General features: G+C 60.1%; 20 protein-coding genes. 10 read left to right on the top strand and 10 right to left on the bottom strand.

All coding sequences use genetic code 11. The annotated features are described in order from the left end of the window. Positions 1-89 precede the first annotated feature (89 nt). Positions 90-374 (top strand): hypothetical protein, encoded by a 285-nt coding sequence (locus ACOI7Z_RS04975; RefSeq protein ID WP_087849256.1) that lies wholly within the window; start codon positions 90-92, stop codon positions 372-374. A gap of 149 nt (positions 375-523) precedes the next feature. Then, positions 524-757: a DUF2554 family protein gene (locus ACOI7Z_RS04980; RefSeq protein ID WP_065881564.1), complete on the top strand. Its 234-nt coding sequence runs from the start codon at positions 524-526 to the stop codon at positions 755-757. 12 nt (positions 758-769) lie between these two features. Here the strand turns inward: ACOI7Z_RS04980 and ACOI7Z_RS04985 are convergent, their stop codons facing one another. Further along, positions 770-2,731, bottom strand: a complete 1,962-nt coding sequence (locus tag ACOI7Z_RS04985; RefSeq protein ID WP_065881561.1) for a peptidase U32 family protein — start codon at positions 2,729-2,731, stop codon at positions 770-772. A gap of 33 nt (positions 2,732-2,764) precedes the next feature. Between ACOI7Z_RS04985 and ACOI7Z_RS04990 the strand changes: the two genes are divergently transcribed. Beyond that, positions 2,765-2,932, top strand: a complete 168-nt coding sequence (locus ACOI7Z_RS04990; protein ID WP_032429169.1) for a hypothetical protein — start codon at positions 2,765-2,767, stop codon at positions 2,930-2,932. A gap of 10 nt (positions 2,933-2,942) precedes the next feature. Here the strand turns inward: ACOI7Z_RS04990 and ACOI7Z_RS04995 are convergent, their stop codons facing one another. Further along, positions 2,943-3,512: a helix-turn-helix domain-containing protein gene (locus ACOI7Z_RS04995; protein WP_023289901.1), complete on the bottom strand. Its 570-nt coding sequence runs from the start codon at positions 3,510-3,512 to the stop codon at positions 2,943-2,945. A 183-nt stretch (positions 3,513-3,695) separates the two neighbouring features. Here ACOI7Z_RS04995 and ACOI7Z_RS05000 point away from each other — a divergent pair, with 183 nt between their 5' ends. Beyond that, positions 3,696-4,862: a benzoate/H(+) symporter BenE family transporter gene (locus tag ACOI7Z_RS05000; protein WP_087849257.1), complete on the top strand. Its 1,167-nt coding sequence runs from the start codon at positions 3,696-3,698 to the stop codon at positions 4,860-4,862. Here ACOI7Z_RS05000 and ACOI7Z_RS05005 read toward each other — a convergent pair. Continuing rightward, positions 4,839-5,708: an AraC family transcriptional regulator gene (locus tag ACOI7Z_RS05005; protein ID WP_065881711.1), complete on the bottom strand. Its 870-nt coding sequence runs from the start codon at positions 5,706-5,708 to the stop codon at positions 4,839-4,841. The genes ACOI7Z_RS05000 and ACOI7Z_RS05005 overlap by 24 nt on opposite strands. Before the next feature lie 186 nt (positions 5,709-5,894). On the opposite strand from ACOI7Z_RS05005, the gene ACOI7Z_RS05010 reads away from it, so the two are divergent. Beyond that, positions 5,895-6,791 carry a DMT family transporter gene (locus ACOI7Z_RS05010; protein ID WP_065881555.1) on the top strand — a complete coding sequence of 299 codons (897 nt, stop codon included), beginning with the start codon at positions 5,895-5,897 and terminating at the stop codon, positions 6,789-6,791. A 47-nt stretch (positions 6,792-6,838) separates the two neighbouring features. Here ACOI7Z_RS05010 and ACOI7Z_RS05015 read toward each other — a convergent pair whose 3' ends face one another. The 3 genes from ACOI7Z_RS05015 to tehA all read right to left on the bottom strand — a co-directional run bounded on the left by ACOI7Z_RS05015 (position 6,839) and on the right by tehA (position 9,366). Beyond that, positions 6,839-7,507, bottom strand: coding sequence for a DUF3313 domain-containing protein (locus ACOI7Z_RS05015; protein ID WP_087849258.1), 669 nt, complete (start codon positions 7,505-7,507; stop codon positions 6,839-6,841). A 261-nt stretch (positions 7,508-7,768) separates the two neighbouring features. Beyond that, positions 7,769-8,365: a tellurite resistance methyltransferase TehB gene (tehB, locus tag ACOI7Z_RS05020; protein WP_065881550.1), complete on the bottom strand. Its 597-nt coding sequence runs from the start codon at positions 8,363-8,365 to the stop codon at positions 7,769-7,771. Next, positions 8,362-9,366 carry a dicarboxylate transporter/tellurite-resistance protein TehA gene (gene tehA, locus ACOI7Z_RS05025; protein ID WP_420702024.1) on the bottom strand — a complete coding sequence of 335 codons (1,005 nt, stop codon included), beginning with the start codon at positions 9,364-9,366 and terminating at the stop codon, positions 8,362-8,364. The genes tehB and tehA overlap by 4 nt, the downstream gene beginning before the upstream one ends. A 111-nt stretch (positions 9,367-9,477) precedes the next feature. On the opposite strand from tehA, the gene ydcK reads away from it, so the two are divergent. Continuing rightward, entirely contained in the window at positions 9,478-10,458 is a 981-nt protein-coding gene (gene ydcK, locus ACOI7Z_RS05030) for a YdcK family protein (RefSeq protein WP_087849259.1), read from the top strand. Here ydcK and rimL read toward each other — a convergent pair. The 4 genes from rimL to ACOI7Z_RS05050 all read right to left on the bottom strand — a co-directional run bounded on the left by rimL (position 10,444) and on the right by ACOI7Z_RS05050 (position 15,933). Beyond that, positions 10,444-11,022, bottom strand: a complete 579-nt coding sequence (gene rimL / locus ACOI7Z_RS05035; RefSeq protein WP_032453097.1) for a 50S ribosomal protein L7/L12-serine acetyltransferase — start codon at positions 11,020-11,022, stop codon at positions 10,444-10,446. The genes ydcK and rimL overlap by 15 nt on opposite strands. A gap of 53 nt (positions 11,023-11,075) precedes the next feature. After that, on the bottom strand, positions 11,076-12,731 hold the full coding sequence (locus tag ACOI7Z_RS05040) for a glucan biosynthesis protein D (protein ID WP_032453098.1): 1,656 nt from the start codon (positions 12,729-12,731) through the stop codon (positions 11,076-11,078). A gap of 311 nt (positions 12,732-13,042) precedes the next feature. Next, positions 13,043-14,548, bottom strand: coding sequence for a carboxylesterase/lipase family protein (locus ACOI7Z_RS05045; RefSeq protein ID WP_087849260.1), 1,506 nt, complete (start codon positions 14,546-14,548; stop codon positions 13,043-13,045). A gap of 41 nt (positions 14,549-14,589) precedes the next feature. Then, positions 14,590-15,933 (bottom strand): VOC family protein, encoded by a 1,344-nt coding sequence (locus tag ACOI7Z_RS05050; protein ID WP_032453101.1) that lies wholly within the window; start codon positions 15,931-15,933, stop codon positions 14,590-14,592. Between the two features lie 239 nt (positions 15,934-16,172). Between ACOI7Z_RS05050 and pcaH the strand changes: the two genes are divergently transcribed. The 4 genes from pcaH (at position 16,173) to ACOI7Z_RS05070 (ending at position 21,281) form a co-directional block, all read left to right on the top strand. Further along, positions 16,173-16,913 (top strand): protocatechuate 3,4-dioxygenase subunit beta, encoded by a 741-nt coding sequence (gene pcaH, locus ACOI7Z_RS05055; protein WP_087849261.1) that lies wholly within the window; start codon positions 16,173-16,175, stop codon positions 16,911-16,913. Continuing rightward, entirely contained in the window at positions 16,910-17,530 is a 621-nt protein-coding gene (pcaG, locus tag ACOI7Z_RS05060) for a protocatechuate 3,4-dioxygenase subunit alpha (protein WP_023289913.1), read from the top strand. Before pcaH ends, pcaG begins: the two co-directional genes overlap by 4 nt. Before the next feature lie 177 nt (positions 17,531-17,707). Further along, positions 17,708-18,631 (top strand): LysR substrate-binding domain-containing protein, encoded by a 924-nt coding sequence (locus ACOI7Z_RS05065; RefSeq protein ID WP_023289914.1) that lies wholly within the window; start codon positions 17,708-17,710, stop codon positions 18,629-18,631. Positions 18,632-18,908: 277 nt separating this feature from the next. After that, on the top strand, positions 18,909-21,281 hold the full coding sequence (locus ACOI7Z_RS05070) for a membrane-bound PQQ-dependent dehydrogenase, glucose/quinate/shikimate family (RefSeq protein WP_087849262.1): 2,373 nt from the start codon (positions 18,909-18,911) through the stop codon (positions 21,279-21,281). Positions 21,282-21,342 lie beyond the last annotated feature (61 nt).

Genomic DNA, 21,342 nt, shown 5'->3' on the forward strand with positions numbered 1-21,342 from the left:
TGCAGAGTCATCCGGATCCGGAGCTCTCCATCTTGTCTTCACTTTTACCTGCTGAAATACGCGGACACATCAGAAGAAAGGATATTGCTATGAAGAAGTTAGCTTTACTGTCTGCCGCGATGACCCTGGGAATATCGTCATGGGCTTTCGCTGCCGACAACCCGCCGCCGCCGCCAGAAAAAAGCGCGCAGCATCAGGGTAAATCGGCGGCGAAAAACGGCCAGCACGACGGTAAGCAAGCGCAACACAACGGCAAGCAGCCGCGGCATGATGGCAAGCAGCCGCAACGAGACGGCAAACAACCGCAGCCTGATGGTAAGCAGCCGCCAAAAGGCGGTGAGCACAGCGGGAAACCACGGCCGCCAAAAGCGTAATCCGTCACGCCTGGCCTTCTGCGCCAGGCTTTTTTCACCCTCTTTCAGCAGACATTGACAAACCCTTGCCCTTCTTTGATAAACCGGGAAAAAAACCTGCACAGCGCCTGGCATAGTAAGCCCACGCCATTGATTCACAGAGAAAAGGTATGTTGAGGAAAAGCATGAGCGCCCTGCTGTTGCTGTGCGCGCTTTTTTCCGGGCATCTGCTGGCCCACCGTCAGGGGCACGATTACTTTCCGGTACAGAGCCTCGAGCAGCAGCTGCTGCACGAGGCGGATAGCGATGAGCTTCGCAGCCGGTGCGAAGAGAACGCCGCCGACCTGCGCGAGCATCACCGCTGGCAGGACGCCCGCAAACCGCGGGCATCACACAGCCAGTAGCGTCGCCGCGGATCAGGCCCCTTTGCGCTTCGGCAGGGTCTTCATCAGCTCGTCCGGGCTGACGGAGGCCACGATGCTACCCGGGTGCGGCATTTTGAGGATATGGTTTTTGATCTTGCCGACCACGTGCATTTCGCACGGACGGCAGTCAAACTTCAGGGTTAGCACTTCATCGCCATGGATCAGCTGCATCGGCGTGGCTTTCCAGCTCTTGATGGAGCCTTTCGCCTGTTTCGGACAGAGGTTGAAGGCAAAGCGCAGGCAATGTTTGGTGATCATCACCGGCACATCGCCCTTCTCTTCGTGCGCTTCATAGGCGGCGTCAATCAGCTGCACGCCATAGCGCTGGTAGAACGCCCGCGCCTTATGGTTATAGACGTTGGCGAGGAAGGAGAGATGGGTCTCCGGGTAGACCGGCGGCGGCACAGAGACCGGCTTACGGGTGCCGCGCTGCCAGGCGTTGAGCCGCGCGTCATCCAGCATTTCGGCCGTTTCACGCCGCAGCTGGTTGAGCAGGCTGTTGGGCACAAACAGCGGCGGCAGATTGACCTGCACCTCGCGCGCATAGTAAATGGTTTGCCCCAGTTTTGTGACACCGTCACGCAGGTTGGCCAGCGCTTTCTCCGCCTGGTTAGCTTCGGCGAACTCCCCGTCAAGGGTGTGGGTCACGCTGACGCCATCTTCACAGGTCATGGTGAGAACCAGCTGCTCCTGCCAGCCGCTTAGGGTGACGTCTACGGCGATGCGGCGTTCGCTGGAGGTCTTCAGCAGCGCCTGCTGCCAGTTGTGATCAAGGTTGCGGTTGAGCGCCTGATGCGGGCGCACTTTGTGCAGGTCCGCAGGCATCTCGTTCGGCCACACCCGATAGCGATTTTCGCCGGTTTTTTCCACGGTATTGGCGCGGAAGCCCACCACTTCACGCTTAATCATCACGTTAAGGCCATCGCCGTTGGTTAACGGTTCGCTGACCTCAACGTCGAGATGGTCTTTACCCACCTTCAGCACTTCGCCCACCGGCAGTCCGATAAATTTTGGCGAATCAAAGGCGCCGATATCGCCTTTACGGGCATTAACGAAGTAATCGGTGCTGCCGCGGTGGAAGGTTTTATCGGTGGACGGGATAAAGAAATGCTCGGTGCGCCCTGCCGAGGCGCGCGCGAGATCGCCGCGGTCTTCAATGATGGCGTCCAGCATCTGGCGGTAGTGAGCGGTGATGTTTTTCACGTAGCTCATGTCTTTGTAACGGCCTTCGATTTTGAAGGAGCGCACCCCGGCATCGATCAGCGCCGCCAGGTTGGCGGTCTGGTCGTTGTCTTTCATCGACAGGAGATGTTTTTCATAGGCCACCACTCGCCCCTGATCGTCCTTCAGGGTATACGGCAGGCGGCAGGCCTGCGAGCAGTCGCCGCGGTTGGCGCTGCGTCCGGTCTGGGCGTGGGAAATGTAGCACTGGCCGGAATAGGCCACGCACAGCGCGCCATGGATAAAGAATTCGATGGTGGCGTCAGTATTTTCGTAGATGGCTTTGATTTGACTGAGGTTCAGCTCGCGCGCCAGCACGATCTGGCTGAAACCGGCGTCTGAGAGAAACTTTGCTTTCTCCACGCTGCGGATGTCGCACTGGGTGCTGGCGTGCAGCTCGATCGGCGGCAGATCCAGCTCCATGATCCCCATATCCTGGACAATCAGCGCATCGACGCCCGCGTCGTAGAGATCGGTAATCAGCCGCTGCGCCGGCTCCAGCTCATCGTCATGCAGAATGGTGTTCAGCGTCACAAAGACCTTGGCGCCAAAGCGATGGGCGAAAGGCACCAGACCGGCGATGTCGCTCAGGCTGTTGCTGGCGTTGTGGCGGGCGCCAAAGCCAGGTCCACCGATATAAACGGCATCGGCGCCGTGAAGGATCGCTTCGCGAGCGATACCGGCGTCGCGGGCAGGACTAAGAAGTTCAAGACGATGATTGTGCAGGCGCATACGCGTGTTGTTATCCAGTATAAGGGGGTCGAAATGGCGGCTATTGTAGTCAGAACCGGGCGCAGACGAAAACCTTTTCCGCCGTCGCGGGACGACGAATTTTCAGTTTTCAGCAAAGTATTGAAGGAAAAGATATTTCCCTCAAATCACCGTACAGAGTACTGTCATCACGTATTCCGGATTTTCCTCGTCACGTTGTGAGTGGTTATCATCAGTCATCTTGTCTGGCCGCGGGTTCGCCCGCGGTTTTTTCTTTTGGATAGTGGATAAGCGAATGGAAATGAGCCGCCTGGGCGCCGCTGTTCCGGTAGGCATGCGCCGCATCGCCGGCGAAGCGCCGACCCTCACCCGCCTGCAGCGAGTGCCACTCCCCCTGTAAGCAGAGATCCAAGGTACCGCTAATCACGACAACATGCTCAATCACCCCTTGCTCATGCGGCGTCGATTCGCTCAGCGCCCCGGGAGCAAGGGTTATCGAGAAATGATCAAAGCGCAACTCCGGGTCCCACGGGAAGACCGGGGTCACCACCATCGCCTGCTGCTGCGGGTCAAACGCGGAGGGCGCCGCGCCGTCATCCGGAACGATAAACGCCGAAAACGGCACGTTCAGCCCGGTGGCAATCTTCCACAGGGTCGCGACCGTCGGACTCGATTCATTCCGCTCAATCTGCCCGAGCATGGCTTTCGACACCCCGGTCTCTTCCGCCAGACGCGACAGGCTCCAGCCGCGCTGCTGACGCAGATTTTTGAGGGTGGCCGCCAGATGTTGCGCAATATTCATCCTACCTCCTGATTTTTCAGCCCAGAGTATACCTCCATTTGCCTGATTCAACAGGGCGATTAGCGGCATCGCGGGCCGTTTGCGACAAGAGCCTCGGTGCGCAGCCCTCACCACGCAGGAACCTTGTGCGCTAAAACGCACAATGATAGAGTGATAGGACGTTATAACGCACAAGAGAAAACTATGCGCTCGTTTACCGTTCCGCTTCCCAGCCTGTTCGCCGGCTTCGTCGCCGTGCTGGTGGGCTACGCCAGCTCTGCCGCCATCATCTGGCAGGCTGCCGCTGCCGCCGGCGCCACGCCCGCGCAGATCGCCGGCTGGATGACGGCCCTGGGCCTCGCCATGGGCGTCAGCACCCTCGCGCTGAGCGGCTGGCGAAAAGTGCCGGTGCTCACCGCCTGGTCAACGCCGGGCGCCGCCCTGCTGGTCAGCGGCCTGCAGGGGGTGACCCTCCCTGAGGCGGTGGGGGTATTTATCTTCGCCAATGCGCTGATCGTCCTCTGCGGCGTTACCGGCCTGTTTGCCCGGCTGATGAAAATCATTCCCCATTCGCTGGCCGCCGCGATGCTGGCCGGCATTCTGCTGCGTTTCGGTTTGCAGGCCTTCGCCGGCTTCCAGGATCATCTGCTGCTGTGCGGCGGCATGCTCGCCGCCTGGCTTCTGTGTAAGGCGCTGTGGCCCCGCTTCGCCGTGGTCGCCGCGCTGGTTGCCGGGGCGCTGATTGCCGCGGCCTCCGGGGAGGTGGCCAGCGCCGCTGTGCCGCTGGCGTTTGTGGCGCCGGAATGGATCGCCCCGCAGTTTACCCCGGCGCTGCTGCTCAGCGTCGGCCTGCCGTTCTTCCTCGTGACCATGGCCTCACAGAACGCGCCCGGGTTCGCTACTCTGCAGGCATCAGGCTATGCCGTACCGGTCTCCGCGCTGATCGTTGTCTGCGGGGGGCTGGCGCTGCTGCTGGCGCCGTTTGGGGTTTACTCGATCTGTATTGCGGCGATCACCGCCGCCATCTGCCAGAGCCCGGAAGCGCACCCGGATCCGCAGAAGCGTTGGCTGGCGGCCATGGCCGCAGGCGGTTTTTATCTGCTGGCCGGTCTGTTCGGGGGATCGATCACCGCGCTGATGTCGGCCCTGCCGCCAGCGTGGATCCAGATGCTGGCCGGCCTGGCGTTGCTCGGCACCATCGGCGGTAGTCTGTTTCAGGCGGTACATCAGGCCAGTGAGCGCGACGCGGCGGTGCTGACCTTTCTGATCACCGCCAGCGGCGTGACGCTGGCGGGAATTGGCTCCGCATTCTGGGGCGTGGTGCTCGGCGGAGTGAGCTACGGCGTGCTATCCGCGCTGCGCCGCCCGTAGCTGGGTCGGCGTCAGGCCGGTGGCGGCTTTCACCCGATGGCTGAAATGGCTGGCGGAGCTGAAACCGCAGGCCAGAGCGATCTCGGTGAGCGGCAGCGCGCTGTGGCAGATCAGGTTTTGCGCCTTCGCCATTCGCTGCTGCATCACATATTGATGCGGAGCCATATTCAGCGACTGGCGGAACATACGGGCAAAATGAAATTCACTCAGTCCCGCCTGCTGCGCCAGGTCGGCCAGGGTCAGTGGCTGATCGAGGTGAGCGTCGATCCAGGCCAGCACGTGACGCTTCACCCCCGGCGCCAGTCCCCCGGTGACCGAGGGCAAACGCCACTGCACGGTGGAATAGTGCTGGATCAGATGGGTAAGCAATAAACTGCTGGCGGCGCTAAGGGTCAGCTGGTTCGCCGGCTGTCGCCAGTCATTAGCCAGCAAAAACTGACGATACACGGTGGTGATTTTGTCATCGCTGGCGAAGGTTTTCTCCTGCAGGGTGAAGTTCGCCGGGCTGCGATCCCACACCTCCTCCCCGACGCGGCGCAGATGCGCATCGGTACAATAGAGATGGACAAACGACAGATCGCCGCGGATATCCCAGACGCTTTCATCGCCTTTCGGCATCAGGCAAAAGCGATCCGGGCCGCCGCCATTCTTCCAGCCGTGCGGCGTCTTTTGATAGCTTTCATAACCATCGGCGACGTACAGGCTTAAGGTATGATGATCGCTGCGTACCGTTACGGTATCGCAGTTGTTATACCAGGCGGCCAGTTGAATACCGGAATTCAGCTCCACGGAGCCCTTCAGCACCGCGTTCTGTCGCCGTAATGTTTCAAACGTCCCGTAACCCATCGCCTTCACGCATCTGTCCTGTCTGGAAAAACTCTAGTCTAGGGAGACTGCGGCGCGGTTTCCAGTCCTCACCGCCGGCGAAAGACAAATAAGCGCAAGAATTTGCAAGCCGACAACAAGCGGGTGAAAGCCGCAGGTTGCGGCAGGCGGCATACTCCTCCCTTCAACAGGCAGAGGAGAACCAAGGTGAACGCATTACTTTATGCACTCGTTGTCGTTATCTGGGGAACAACGTGGATTGCGATTTTTTTACAGCAGGGGCCGGTGGCGGCGCCGGTATCGATTTTCTGGCGTTTCGCCGTGGCCAGCGTCACGGTGCTGGCGATTCTGCTCGTCACGCGACGTCTGCGGCCGCTGGGCGCGAAGGACCATCTCTGCTGCCTGCTGCAGGGCTGCTGCGTCTTCTGCTTCAATTTCTGGTGCTTTTATACCGCCGCCGCCTGGATCAACACAGGTCTGGAATCGGTGATCTTTTCCATGGCGGTGCTGTTTAACGCCATCAACAGCTTTCTTTTCTTCCGTCAGCAGCCGCCGGGACGCTTCTGGGCTGCCGCCGCGCTCGGTCTGGCCGGTATCGTCACCCTGTTCTGGGATGACCTGCTGGCCAACGGGCTGAACGCTTCGCTACTGTGGGGGATCGGTCTGAGCGCGCTGGGCACTTACGGCTTTTCGCTGGGCAATATGTTCAGTATTCGTCACCAGCGGCGGGGGCTGGAGACGCTGACCACCAACAGCTGGGCGATGCTGTACGGCACGCTGGTGATGGGCGCCATCGCACTCCTCCGCGGGGATAATTTTATGCCGGAGTGGACCGTCAGCTATCTTGGCGCCCTGCTTTACCTGGCGCTGTTCGGCTCAGTTGTCGCCTTCGGCGCCTATTTCACCCTTGTGGGACGCATCGGCGCCAGCAAAGCCGCCTACAGTACGCTGCTGTTTCCGCTGGTCGCCCTGTCCATCTCCACCGTCTATGAAGGCTATGTATGGCACAGCAACGCCGTGATCGGACTGGCGCTGATCCTGTTGGGTAATCTGGTGATGTTTGCCAAACCGGAACAGCTGCTGCTGCGCCGAAAGCTGGCCTGAAACGGCGGAAGATAAAACAGCGCCGTCGGCAGACGGCGCTGGCGAGATTACCGCTGGGAAGGGTCGAATTTGACGGCGTCGACCGCCATAGCATCGATCACCTGCTTCATGGTTTCGATGGTCAGCGGCGTGTTTTCATTGGCCAGGGTTTTTCCTTCCCCTTTACGAACCACTTTGATCACCGGCTTGTTGGTGCTGGCGTCAATCAGTTCAGCTTCAAAATAGAGGTCGGTGTCCATCGTACGATAGCCGGTGGCGGCCTGAGTACCGGCAACAATCATCGCGACCGGAACCACTTCATAGAACTGCAGCCCTTCTTTGCTGGAGTCCACCCCGGTGATCGCCCCGCGGAAAATAAGGCTACGCTTGCCGGCGGTGGTAGCCAGCGGTTTACGCTCGGAAATGGCCTGTTTGAGCTGTTTGTTGGTGTAATTAAGAATATCCTGCAACGCCTTTTCACCGACCTGGGTCGTCGGCTTCGGTACCGGATAGTACGTTACCGGATGGTAGACGACATTATCGTAGTTAGCCGGATTGTAGTTTGGGTCGATCCAGCGCAGCTCCGACTTGCCGGAGGCCGTGGTGGCTTCTTTCAGGTTGGAATAATCTTTTAAAAAGCCCGAATACTGATTCGGCTGCGCCAGTTTGGACGCACAGCCCGTCAACGCTAACATCCCCGCCAGAGCGGCGACTTTAAATAACACGCGAGTACGCATAAAGAGATCCCTGTAAATGCAGTTTTTTCGGCAGACGTTATAGCAGATAAGACCCAGTAGTTTTGTGACAAAATGAGGGCTTCGTCAAGGAAGATATACAAATATTGATGGGATCAACATTACGTTATTAAATAATTACTTAATAGGTGAACAGGTCGCCTTTAACCCTCTTTTCAGCGAGGCTTTTCGCGCTGCTTTATCCGATGGGTATTAGCGCAAGGCGGCGCGGTCAATCTCAGCCATTTCACGCGCCGCTGAGGATTATGCGGGCTTGCGCGCCAGCAGCGTGGCGAAGCGCAGTTTGATCCGGTTGCCGCTGGCGTCGGTCCGATGCAGCTCACCGACGTCCTCGTTGTATTTCAGTAATTCCCAGCCCCGGTAGTACTCCCGAAGTTCATCGGGTTTAAAAGCAAACGGGAAGCCGACGGTGCAGGGATAGTCCTCGGTGTCCATCGCCGCGACAATCAGGTTATAGCCCCCGGCGGCGGTGCAACGCTGCATATTGCCGATGAGTCCCGGGATAGCGCCGGCCTCAAGAAACATCATCACCACGGTGGAGAGGATCAGATCATACTCGCCGTCAAAGGTCAGGCTGTTGAGGTCTTTTACCGCGGTCTGCAGATTATCCAGCCCTTCGGCGGCGCGAATAGTCTCCAGATTATTGATGCTCATCGCATTTTTATCCCACGCCGTCACCGTGAAGCCGTTTGCCGCCAGATAAAGGCTGTTACGTCCGTTGCCGCAGCCAAGATCCAGCGCCCGCCCCGGCGGCACCATCGTCGCGGCATGCAGCACCTCGGAGTGGGTGCGGGTCAGGCCATATTTTTGACTAAAATAGTCCGCGTCACGCGTTGTCATGATCCTTCCTTCTTATTCAGGAGTGTTTCCCGGTCGACCTGTAGCAACAGTTTCCCGCTGACCAACAGCAGCCCTGTGCGCAGCAGCAGCAGGCCAATGACCAGATTGCTAAAAATAAAGAGCGGCAGCGCCAGATGATGAAAAAAGCCGTCCGCCTTCGCCTGGCCCAGATGCAGGCCGGTAGTGGCCAGTGCGGAAATACCGAACGAGAAGCTCCAGAAAGAAGCATTGAACGGCTGGCGAAGATACCAGGGCATCAGACGCAGCATAAACAGCAGCTGCAGCAGACCGTAGCCAAACAGCAGCTTAGCAAAGGTATCAGCCTCCCCGCCGTTGACGCTGAGCCAGGCGCTGCAGGCCACCAGCGCAGGCGCCAGCTGGATCCCCAACGACGTGCGCAGCGCGGTCGGCAGTTCGCCTGCGCTGCGCAGACGATGGAGGATAGCCGGCTCAAGGCTCAGCCAGGAGAAGACTCCGGCGCCAAGGAACACCAGTCCGGCGTCGGTAAACCCCAGCGCGCCGCAGGCCATCGCGCTGATAAAATTATTCGCCACCGTAGGCATATACAGCCCCGGCGTGGTGGCCTCGCGAGGATGGTTTCCCCGCCACAGGCCGCCGCTTTGCCAGGCGGCATAGGCGAGCTGCAGCGCCACGCCCGGCACAAACAGCCCGATGGCCAGCGGCCGGCACCAGGGTACCAGACCAATCGATACCAGCAAGGTAGTGGCGGGAAACAGGCTGACGAAGCTGCTGCTGACGGGATGTCGCATCTCCTGCAGCACACTCGCCGGAAAGCGGATCGCCCGGCTGATAAACGCCATGCTGAGCAGGACCCACATCGCCATCGCCAGCGTCACCAGCCCATCACCAATGCTGCGGCTGACCGGCCAGAGGGTGCTGGCGTAACGCCAGGCAAAGCCCATCCCGATGGTGCCGAGCACCATGCCAAAGTAACCCGCCGGCAGATTCAGCACCTGCCGCGATGTATGCGTTTTGTTCATTTTATTGATGATATCAATTTAATTTGAAGTTGCATTCTAAAGGAACCTTATCCCACGCGCTACGGCGATCTTTGCTATGTTTATGTTAACCATAAGTAATGAGGATCGGGAATGCGTAAATACCGTCTCAGCGAACAGACCCGGCAGTATTGTTACCAGGCAGAGGATGGCAAACAGTGCGTCATCCTGCGCCAGATCGTGGCGCTTATCGATTTCGCTGACGTCAAAGCGGGCAGCGAAGGCGGCTGGGTGGAGGAGGAAAGCGCTCTCAGCCAGCAGGGACAGTGCTGGATCTACGATGCCAACAGCGTGGTCTTCGCCGGGGCGCGCATCCTCGACGATGCCCGACTCCATGGCCCCTGCGAGGTCAGCCATGGGGCTATCATCAGCGGACGGGCATCCATTCACGCCTCGCAGATCAGCCATCACGCGCAGATTGGTGACAACGTCACGATTAGCCTGAGTACGGTGCGCGGTGACTGTCGCCTCGCCGACGAGGCGCGTCTTCTGCCCCACTGTCAGGTGATTGCCGCCCGCGGGCTGACCGCCGACCGCGACAAAGTGCTGCAGATTTATCAGCGAGCCACCGTCAGCGCGTCGCGCATTCTCCATCAGGCGCAGATCTATGGCGAGGCCTACGTCGAGCACGCTTTTGTCGAACATCGGGCGGAAGTCTTTGACCACGCCAGGCTTGAGGGAAACGAGGAGAATGACGTTTGGGTGTGCGATAACGCGCGGATTTACGGGCATGCCCGTCTGATCGCGGGTCGCGGCGAGGATGCCATTCCCACTGTGCGCTACAGTTCCCAGGTTGCGGAGAATGCGGTGATTGAAGGTAACTGTCTGCTAAAGCACCGGGCGATGGTGGGCGGCGAGGCGCAGCTGCGCGGTGGACCGATTCTGCTTGACGACGACGTGCTGATCCAGGGTCGGGCTGTCATCGTCGGCGATGTGATCGTTGAGCACCAGGTCACGCTTGGGGACGAGGTGCAGATCGCCGCGCGGGAAGGAGAAGCCATTCACCTGCGCGGCCCGAAGACCCTCGACGGCCAGCAGCAGATCACCCGAACGCCGCTGTTAGGCGCCCTGTAGCGCCTCGTCGCGGTCAATAATGCGGGCGTAGATATTCTGATCGTCATAGCTGCCGTTCAGATATTCGGCCTGCCGGAGACAGCCTTCCAGAACAAACCCGTTACGCAACGCCACCTGGTTGCTGCGGGTATTCGCCACCCGACATTTGATTACAAACCGGCGCACCAGCCCGCTGCGTGCATAATAGTGGATAAAGGCCTGCAGGGAACGGGACAGATACCCCTGCCCCTGGCAATCTTCATCGATCCAATAGCCAATATAGGCCGTCTTATTCTGCGGCTCGATCTGGTTGAACGACAGAACGCCAATCGGCCGCTTATCGAGAAACAGCAAAAACATTTTGGCGTAATCCCGCTGGTGCAGCATCACGTTACCCTGCACGTGGCGGCGGGTCTCCTCTTCGCTGCGCACCTCTCCGGCCCAGCTGAGCGACTGCTGTAGCCAGCGCTGGTTTTTCACCACCAGCTGGTGCAGGTCGCTGACGTAACGCTCATCAATGGCGGTAAGCGTCAGTCCCTCGGTCACCGGGATCGACTCTGGTACTGCTGGAATGTCTGTGGTCATGGGGCTCTCTACGGGCCCGCAGGGGGTACCTGGGGGCCACGGCTGTCACGGGGTTATTTCATGATCCGGTCGTCGACGTAGTTACGTTTATCCGGCGCCGGCGGGAAGTACTGATAGAGCCAGGTTTCGCTGATGGCTTCTCCCTGACAGCGCAGGAACAGACGCATCTCCACCGGGTCGGTCGAGTCGGAGGTCGGATACCAGTCGAACAGGATCCGGTAGCCATCGAACGGCTCGACGTAGAGGATCTCAATCTGCTTCGCTTCGCCGCTGGAGAGGGTGATCACCGGTTCAATACCGCGCGGCGCGGCCGCTTTCAGATCGCCGCCGACAAAGTCGATGGCAAAACGACGCGCCCACTTGTCCGGGTAGTGTTCCCCCGGCGCCCATCCCTCCGGGAAGCCCCCCATCCCGGTGCGGGTGGCGAGCACACGCGCCAGCGGGGTGCTCACCGGCGGCTGCGCGCTCCAGTAGAGACGGTAGCGGAAGTCCAGTTCGTCGCCCGCCTTCACCGCCTTTTCCGGCTGCCAGAAGCAGACGATGTTATCCAGCGTTTCACCTGTGGTCGGGATCTCCATCAGGCTGACCGCCCCTTTGCCCCACTGGTTACGCGGCTCCACCCACAGGCTGGGACGCTTGTTATACCAGCCCATCACGTCCTGGTAGTGGGAGAAATCGCGGTCCAGCTGCAGCAGACCAAAGCCGCGCGGGTTCTTGTCCTGGAAGGCGTTGAACTGCAGCTTCTGCGGGTTGTTCAACGGCCGGCAGACCCATTCGCCGTTGCCCAGCCACATCGACAGCCGATCGGAGTCGTGGATCTGCGGGTGGATGGTATCGCACATCCGACGCTCGTTGTTGCCGCAGCTGAACATGCTGGTCATCGGCGCGATACCCAGCTGTTTGATATCCTTGCGGGCGTAGAGATGGTTCTCCACGTCCATAATGACCTGGGTATCCTGGCAGTGGATGGTGAACTTGTAGGCGCCAGTGATGCTCGGGCTGTCCAGCAGAGCGTAAACGGTGAATACCGTGGCGTCTCCTTTGACCGTTTCGAACCAGAAAGAGGTGAAATCGGGGAACTCTTCCGGGGTATCGGTAAAGGTATCCACCGCCAGCCCACGGGCCGAGAGGCCATACTGGTAGGTGCTGTCTACCGCGCGGAAATAGCTGGCGCCGAGAAACGCCACGATATCCCGGCGCGCCAGCTCAGGCGCTTTAAATACCCGGAACCCGGCGAAGCCGAGGTCGGACTGCCCTTCCAGCTGGCGGGTATCCACCCCGGCGTCATTGTACTTGAACAGCTCCGGACGGAAGTGGATCTCGCGCGCCTGCTGGGTGGCGGCGTCTAAAGAGAACATGCGCACGCGGCGACGGAACCCCATCCCGACGTGGAAAAACTGGATATCCAGTTTGCGTTCTTCAATATTGTTCCACAGCGAGTGGTTGGCGTCATACTGGATGCTGTTATAAGCCTGCGGGGTGAGATTGGCCAGCGTCGGCGGCAGATCGCGCGGGGCGCCGCCCCACGGCTGGCGCGCCAGATCGTGAGCCATCGCCTGCAGCACGGCATAATCAAAACGGCGTGTCTGCCCGTCGGCAATGCCCGCGTCTTCAGCAAACGCGGCCTGACTGAATAAGGAAGCGACTCCTGACGTTCCGCATACGGCGGCAACAGCCATGGAAGATTTAAGAAAACGTCTGCGGTTCATGCCTGAGAAAGCGTCCTTCTGCACGGGTGAATTGATTCGCAACGCGTCATCACGCTGCGTGATAATTTCCGCCCACTCTAGACAAAAACGATTAATAATCCAATTGTTGCCAGCAGAAAAACGGTAAAAAAGCCCTGTCTACCAGAACAGGCTGTTTTTTCATCACCGGCGGAGGGAGAGCGCTATATCCAGCCCAGGGCCCGCCTGCAAACAAAGCGGACAGCACTCATCCCGTCTCATCGCCGGGGCGTTTCTTAGCCGCCCGCAGCCTGCAGCAGGGCTGCGCCCTGCTGAGCCGCGACCCATCCCCTTTATTCCAGCGTCACGTGATGCTTCATCACCCGGCGAAACAGCGCCAGCCTGGCGCGCATAAAGCGATTCTCCACTTTAAAGCCGGCACGCTTATGCAGGCCAATGCGCAGCAGACGATCCCGTCCGCGCACGCACGCCGGCCAGCGCACCGCGCCGGCAAGCACCTGCTCGCCGCTGGCGACGCGGGCAAACTGGGCCCAGTAGTCAGCGACCTGAGCGGCGAAGGCCAGATCCGCTTCACTGGCATATTGCCGCACCGGGTCGGTTAGCCGCAGGTTATCAAACACGTAGGGTACCTCGTTGCCGTGCCAGGCGCCGTGCGGATAGACATCATGCTCCGCTTCCGCCACATAATCGAACCAGTACCGCCAGCATGGCTGGCCCGCGCGCTGCTGGGCCTGCATCACCACATAGCCGAGGGTGGTAAACGCCATATCCCGACAGACTTCCCGCCCCAGCGCTTCATCCCCCTTCACGCCGGGATAGAGGAGTTTGATCAGTCCCAGCCCCAGACGGCGCTCGCGGCGCAGTTTCTGGATCTGCCCGGCGATATCGACCCCAAACACCGCCATCACGCTGGCTTCATCGCTGTTGGAGCCGATCATCACCGGCATCGGATGCTGGCGCCCGGCAAAAAAGGTCTCCAGCATCGGCTGCGGAAGCACCACATCGCCGGCGATGGGCGCTGGCCCGATATTCAGCGGGGCGGTTAGCGACCAGAAGGCCTCCGCCGGGATCGCCCGCAGTTGTTCGGCGCTGGCCTGCGGCAAGGCGAAGCGTTCCGCCAGCAGGCGGCCTTTCTCCAGCGCCTTTTCTCGCGGCAGATCGGGTAAGGTATACCCGCTCTGAATAATCGCTTTATGGAACAACCCTTTCGCTTTCGGCGAGGCCATCAGCGACAGCACGCTGCGCGCCCCGGCGGATTCGCCAAACAGCGTGACGTTGGCGGCGTCGCCGCCGAAGGCGTGAATATTCTCCTGGACCCACTGCAGGGCGGCGATCTGGTCGAGCAGCGCGAAGTTATACAGACGCTCGCCCGCCTCTTCCTCCAGTGCCGGATGGGCGAAAAAGCCAAGATGGCCCAGTCGGTAGTTGACCGTCACCACCACCACGTCGCGGCTGGCCAGCGCCAGGCCATCGTAAGGCGGCAGGCTGCCGGCGCCGATGGTAAACCCGCCGCCGTGCAACCAGACCATCACCGGCAGCGGCTGCGCTGCGCTGGCGGGGGCCCAGACGTTGAGATAGAGACAGTCTTCGCTGAAGCGGCCGGGATCCCCGCCGCCAAGTTCGCGGCAGTAGTCAATGTCCTGCCAGCTGGCGGCGGAAAAGGCGTCGGCCTGACGCACGCCATGCCAGCGGGCGGGAGGCTGCGGCGCGCGCCAGCGCAGCGGCCCCACGGGCGGCGCGGCGTACGGAATGCCGCGCCAGATATGGATCCCCTGCTCTGCGCTCCCGGCCAGCGTGCCCTGCCGGGTTTTCGCCAACGGTTTCGACGGATGTTGCATAACCTGCTCCCTGTAAGGCTGATGCCAGCAGGGTACTGATTTTACAGCAGACCGCAACGTCGTTTGCTGCGCTCCTCCGCCTGCCGGTACAGTTCAAACTCATCCTGCACCGGGCAGCCCAGCGCCGCCTCAAAGGCTTCGCGGCTGGCATTCCCGTGGCTGCGCGCCTGGGTTTCGTTACCCAGATTGGACTGAAAAATGCCCGCCGCGCTGACCGGTAAAAAATCCTCATAGACGATGGGCTGGGCCACCACCCATCCGCGCTCGATCAGCGGCTGGGGATCGTCGCCCGGGCGAAACGCCTGGCGATGGGCCTCGCCAGCCGGCGTCAGGCGGTAGCGAAACCAGGCCAGCCCCTGCTGACGCAGCAGAAATTCGCTGTCGGGAAATTCGCGGAACACCTCCTGCAGATGCAGCTGGTGGCTGAGATTGTCTTTGCCGGTCCCTGCCGCCTGCAGCAGCCGGTCGTACAGCGCGCGCCCTTTCGGCGTCAGCGCCACGCCGCGCTGCTCAATTTCGCCAAAGCGGGCGCTGTGGGTGCCGCGGTGTTCGCCGGCGAACATCACCGGCTCCTCAAGCGCCTTGAAGCTGGTCTGCCGCAGGAGGATCGGTACCTCCCGGCGCGGCGGACCTTCGATCAGGGCCTTTGGCTCAATACCGCACTCCGGCATCAGGGCCTGCGCGCGGTCAATATCCAGCGTCCGCGGCGTGAGGTGGTTGATATGGCATCCCGGGAAGCAGACCACATCGGCAATCAGGCGATGCTCGCGATGCAGCGCGTGGTAGGTCTCCTCATCGACGGTGGCATGCCGGTGCCAGCGGAAGGTCTCCAGCGCCTCCTGCACAAACTCGCGGGCTTCCGCTGGGGTGAAGGCCCCTTCGGCCTCGTGCCGGGCGATCAGCGCCAGGCAGCGGGGAGTGAATATGTTGCGCCGGGCGAGGATCGCCTCGGCCCGCTCGCGCAGAGCGCGGTTTTCGATCAGCTCCAGACGCAGCAGCGAGGTAAAAACCCGAAACGGATTGCGCGCCAGCGCGGCATCGTCGACAGGACGAAACGCCGTGGAGTGAACCGGCACGCCGGCCTGCGAGAGATCGTAATAGCTGACGGGAAACATCCCCATAATGGCAAACATGCGACGCAGCGTCGCCAGTTCCTCCGCTGTGCCCACGCGGATCGCCCCGTGGCGCTCAACGTTCAGGCGCGCCAGCTCGTCGGCGTTGGCCAGTTGTTCATGCAGCTTCGGATTATTTTCCAGTACCGCCAGGTTGACGTCAGCCACCAGCTCCAGCAGCGTCCCGTACTGCGGAACTTCCTGCTGGTACATGGCCGACATGGCCTGCGAAAAGTGCTCCCGAATCTCATCAGCCGTGATGGTGTTCGCCATGATGTGTTACCTCCAGTGAATACTTCCTGGAGTGTAGGAAAGCTGCCTCCCGGCGGGGGGAAGAATTTACAAACTGTGATGGCGATAACCTGCTTCCGGTCACGGGCATAGCGCAAAACATAACCGATGGTTATGAAAAACACCCGGTAATTTCACTTTAAATTAACAATACATTTACACACACTGTTTCTGGCGACATTACAACAACATGCCCCTCTACCCTCTATACGGAGTACCCGATGAACGATAAATGGTCCCCGCGCGAGGTTATCCATCGCGATTACAGTAGTCACCCGCCCGCTTACGCCCCGGGCTATAAAACCAGCGTCCTGCGCTCCCCGAAAAACGCCCTGATCTCCCTGCAGAACTCGCTGTCGGAGATCACCGGCCCGGCGTTTAGCCGCGACGACCTGGGTCCGCTGGATAATGACCTTATCCTTAACTATGCCAAAGAAGGCCTGCCGATTGGCGAGCGGATCATTGTGCACGGCTACGTGCGGGATGGCTTCGGCCGACCGATGAAAAACACCCTGGTGGAAGTCTGGCAGGCCAATGCCGGCGGCCGCTATCGACATAAAAAAGATCAGTATCTGGCGCCGATTGACCCGAACTTCGGCGGCTGCGGCCGGGTGCTGACCGACGAGAACGGCTATTACTGTTTTCGCACCATCAAGCCCGGCCCCTACCCCTGGCGCAACCAGGCCAGCGACTGGCGTCCGGCGCATATTCATTTCTCGCTCTCGGGCGACGCCTGGGCCCAGCGCCTGATCACCCAGATGTATTTCGAAGGCGACCCGCTGATCAAGCAGTGCCCGATCGTCAGAACCATTAATAATGACGACGCCGTGCGCACCCTGATCGCCGAGCTGGACATGCACGCCGCCGTGCCGCTGGATTGTCTGGCCTACCGCTTCGACCTTGTTCTGCGCGGCCATCGCGCCACGCTGTTTGAAAATCGCACTCAGGGGGCCGCCCGATGAAAGAGTATCTGCCTGAAACCGCCTCGCAGACCGCGGGACCCTATGTTCATATCGGTCTGGCGCCAGACGCCGCGGGTTTCCATATTTTTGAGAAAAATTTTGGTCCTGTTCTCACCACCGCCGATACCGTCGGAGAACGGATCACCATTGAAGGCCGGGTTATCGACGGCTCCGGAACCCCGGTCCGCGATGTGCTGCTGGAGATCTGGCAGGCCAACGCCGCGGGACGCTATAACCATCCTGACGATCGTCAGCAGCAGAAAGCGGTCGACCCGGGCTTTCGCGGCTGGGGGCGCACCTGCTCTGACTTCACCTCCGGCGTCTGGCGCTTTGAAACCATCAAGCCCGGCGCGGTGGTTGGCCGCGATGGCCGTCTGATGGCGCCGCACGTCAATCTGTGGGTGGTGGCCCGGGGGATCAATATTGGCCTCAATACGCGGATGTATTTTGCCGATGAGCACGAGGCCAACGCCAGCGACCCGGTGCTGAATCTCATCGAGTGGGAGGTGAGACGCAAAACCTTAATCGCTGAGCGCGAAGTTCGCGGTGCGGAAGTGGTCTATCGTTTCGACATTTATCTGCAGGGCGAGAACGAAACCGTCTTTTTCGATATCTAGCGGCCATGCTGACCACCGCCGTCGCCCCGCACTGCCGGGGCGACGGCGTGTTAAACCATAGGGAAAGATCTTGTAATGTAATCAGCTCAAATGTTAAAAATATTTTGCTATCTGGTTATCAAATTTAAACAAGGCCGCTTGTCTCTTTCACCGCTGTGTTTTTAACATCATCTTACTATGGAAAAAAATGGTCTCTTCAGTCAGCGCATTCGCTTGCGCCATCTACACACCTTCGTGGCCGTCGCTCAACAGGGAACGCTGGGGCGCGCGGCTGAAACTTTAAATCTGAGCCAGCCAGCACTTTCAAAAACGCTTAACGAGCTTGAACAGCTGACCGGTACCCGTCTGTTTGAGCGGGGACGTCTGGGGGCGCAGCTGACCCTGGTCGGGGAACAGTTTCTGACTCATGCCGTGAAGGTGCTTGATGCCCTTAACTCGGCGGGCCAGGCGCTGAACCGTAAAGAGGGCCTGAATAACGATATTGTACGCATCGGCGCGCTGCCTACCGCCGCGCTGGGGATCCTGCCGACGGTGATCGGCCAGTTCCATAAGCAGCAAAAAGATATCACGCTGCAGGTCGCCACCATGAACAACACCATGCTGCTCGCCGGGTTAAAGTCCGGGGAGATCGACATCGGCATCGGACGGATGTCCGATCCGGAGCTGATGAGCGGCCTGCATTACGAACTGCTGTTCCTGGAATCCCTTAAGCTGGTGGTTCGTCCGGGACATCCCCTGCTGCAGGAGACGGTGACCCTCAGTCGGGTGATGGAGTGGCCGGTGGTGGTCTCGCCAAAGGGCACCGTGCCGCGGCAAAACGCCGAAGCGCTGCTCCAGAGTCAGGGGTGCAAAATGCCCGCCGGCTGCATCGAGACCCTGTCCGCCTCCCTGTCGCGCCAGCTAACGGTTGATTTTGACTATGTCTGGTTCGTCCCTTCCGGGGCGGTGAAAGACGATCTTCGCCGTGGCGTACTGACCGCCCTGCCGATTGCCACCCAGGGCGCCGGGGAGCCCATCGGTATTTTAACCCGCGTCGATGCGACGCTGACCCCCGGGACGCACACCCTGCTCAGCGCTATTCGTAAATCAATGCCTGCCTGATCCGCCGCTCCCCCGGCCCGTCGCGGCCGGGGAGCCGACGCCGACTGAGACACATTCAGCAAAATAATCATTTAGTGCGAAATTATTTATTAACATTTGCGCAAATTTCTTTAACAGATCTATCATATCGCGATTTCACCAAATGGTTCATATGAAATCAAAGCAGGCAATAAATTTGGCTTTATGAAGATAAAAACCACTTCATTCAAAAATAAAACAAAATAACTTTGTTTCATTTGGTTCGTTATGAGGTGGCTGGTGTGGTTAAGGAGATTTCATGACAACTGGCAACGCGCCGCGCGGATTCCCCCGGATCCTGCAGTGGCTTCTCGCCGGACTGATGCTGATCATCGGTCTGGCTATCGGTATTCTGGGGGCAAAACTGGCTCTCGTCGGCGGCACGCTGTACTTTGCGCTGATGGGCGTGGTGATGGTTATCGCGGCAGTGCTAATTTTCCGTCACCGCCGCGGCGGGATTTTGCTGTACGCCGTGGCGTTTATCGCCTCAGTGATCTGGGCGATCGGCGACGCTGGCTGGAACTTCTGGCCGCTCTTCTCGCGCCTGTTCGCCCTTGGCGTGCTGGCCTTTCTCGCCGCCCTGGTCTGGCCTTTCCTCGCCAGCCCGCCGGCGAAAAAAGGCTCGGCTTTTGCCATCGCCGCGGTGCTCGCCGTGGCGCTGGCGGGAAGCTTTGGCTGGATGTTTAAATCCGAACCGCTGGTCAGCGCCACGGAAGCGGTACCGGTGAAACCCGTCGCACCGGGCGAAGAGCAGAAAAACTGGGCGCACTGGGGCAACACCACCCACGGCGACCGCTTCGCCGCTCTCGATCAAATCAACAAGCACAACGTCAACCAGCTGCAGGTAGCCTGGGTGGCGCATACTGGGGATATTCCGCAGAGCAATGGCTCCGGCGCGGAAGATCAGAATACCCCGCTGCAGATTGGCGATACCCTTTACGTCTGTACCCCATACAGCAAAGTGCTGGCGCTGGATGTCGACAGCGGCAAAGAGAAATGGCGCTATGACTCCAAATCCTCTTCGCCTAACTGGCAGCGCTGCCGCGGCTTAGGCTATTACGAAGATAGCCAGGCGCAGACGACGCCAGCGTCAGGCGCCCAGCCTGCCGCCTGCTCCCGTCGTCTGTTCCTGCCGACAATCGATGCCCGCCTGATCGCCATTGATGCCGACACCGGCAAACTGTGCGAGAGCTTCGGCGATCGCGGTATTGTCGACCTCAGCGTCGGAATGGGCGAAGTCAAAGCGGGCTACTATCAACAGACCTCTACCCCGCTGGTCGCGGGCAATGTGGTGGTGGTGGGCGGCCGCGTCGCGGATAACTACTCTACCGGCGAACCGCCGGGGGTGGTCCGCGCGTTTGACGTCCATACCGGTAAACTGGCCTGGGCGTGGGATCCGGGTAATTCGGCGCTGACCGGCGTACCGCCGGAGGGCCAGACCTATACGCGCGGCACGCCGAACGTCTGGTCGGCGATGTCTTACGACGCGAAGCTGAACCTGATCTATCTGCCGACCGGCAACGCTACGCCAGACTTCTTCGGCGGCGAACGAACCGCGCTGGACGACAAATACAGCTCCTCTATCGTCGCTGTGGATGCCGCGACCGGCCAGGTACGCTGGCACTTCCAGACCACCCACCACGACCTGTGGGACTTTGACCTGCCGTCTCAGCCGCTGCTGTACGATCTGCCTGACGGCAAGAGCGGCACCACCCCGGTGCTGGTGCAGACCAGCAAGCAGGGCATGATCTTTATGCTCAATCGCGAAACCGGCGAGCCGGTGGCGAAAGTGGAAGAGCGACCGGTGCCGGTGGGCAACGTCAAAGGCGAGCGCTACTCGCCGACGCAGCCTTACTCGGTGGGAATGCCGATGATCGGCAACCAGACGCTGACCGAGTCCGATATGTGGGGCGCGACGCCGATCGACCTGCTGCTGTGCCGTATCCAGTTCAAAGAGATGCGCCACCAGGGAGTCTTTACCCCGCCGGGGGAAGACCGCTCCCTGCAATTCCCGGGCTCGCTCGGCGGCATGAACTGGGGCAGCGTCTCGGTGGATCCCAACAACAGCCTGATGTTCGTTAACGATATGCGTCTCGGTCTCGCCAACTATATGGTGCCGCGCGAAAAGGTAGCGAAAGACGCCAGCGGCATTGAGATGGGCATCGTGCCGATGGAAGGCACGCCGTTTGGCGCCATGCGCGAACGTTTCCTGTCGCCGCTGGGCATTCCGTGCCAGAAACCGCCTTTCGGCACCATGTCCGCTGTGGATCTGAAAACCGGGAAACTGGTGTGGCAGGTGCCGGTAGGCACCGTAGAGGATACCGGGCCGCTGGGGATCCGCATGCATATGCCGATTCCGATCGGTATGCCGACCCTTGGCGCGTCGCTGGCGACGCAGTCCGGGCTGCTGTTCTTCGCCGGCACCCAGGATTTCTACCTGCGCGCCTTTGATACCGCTAACGGCAAGGAGATCTGGAAATCCCGTCTGCCGGTTGGCAGTCAGTCCGGCCCGATGACCTACGTGTCGCCGAAAACCGGTAAGCAGTACATCATTATCAATGCGGGCGGCGCCCGTCAGTCTCCGGATCGCGGCGATTACATTATCGCCTACGCGCTTCCTGACCATCACTGATTGACCTAAGCAAAAGGGCCCATTCGGGCCCTTTTGCTGCTGACGAAACGCCTTGCGCGTT

Origin of the sequence: Klebsiella sp. C283 (assembly GCF_048822555.1) — a bacterium.
GTDB lineage: Bacteria > Pseudomonadota > Gammaproteobacteria > Enterobacterales > Enterobacteriaceae > Klebsiella > Klebsiella quasipneumoniae.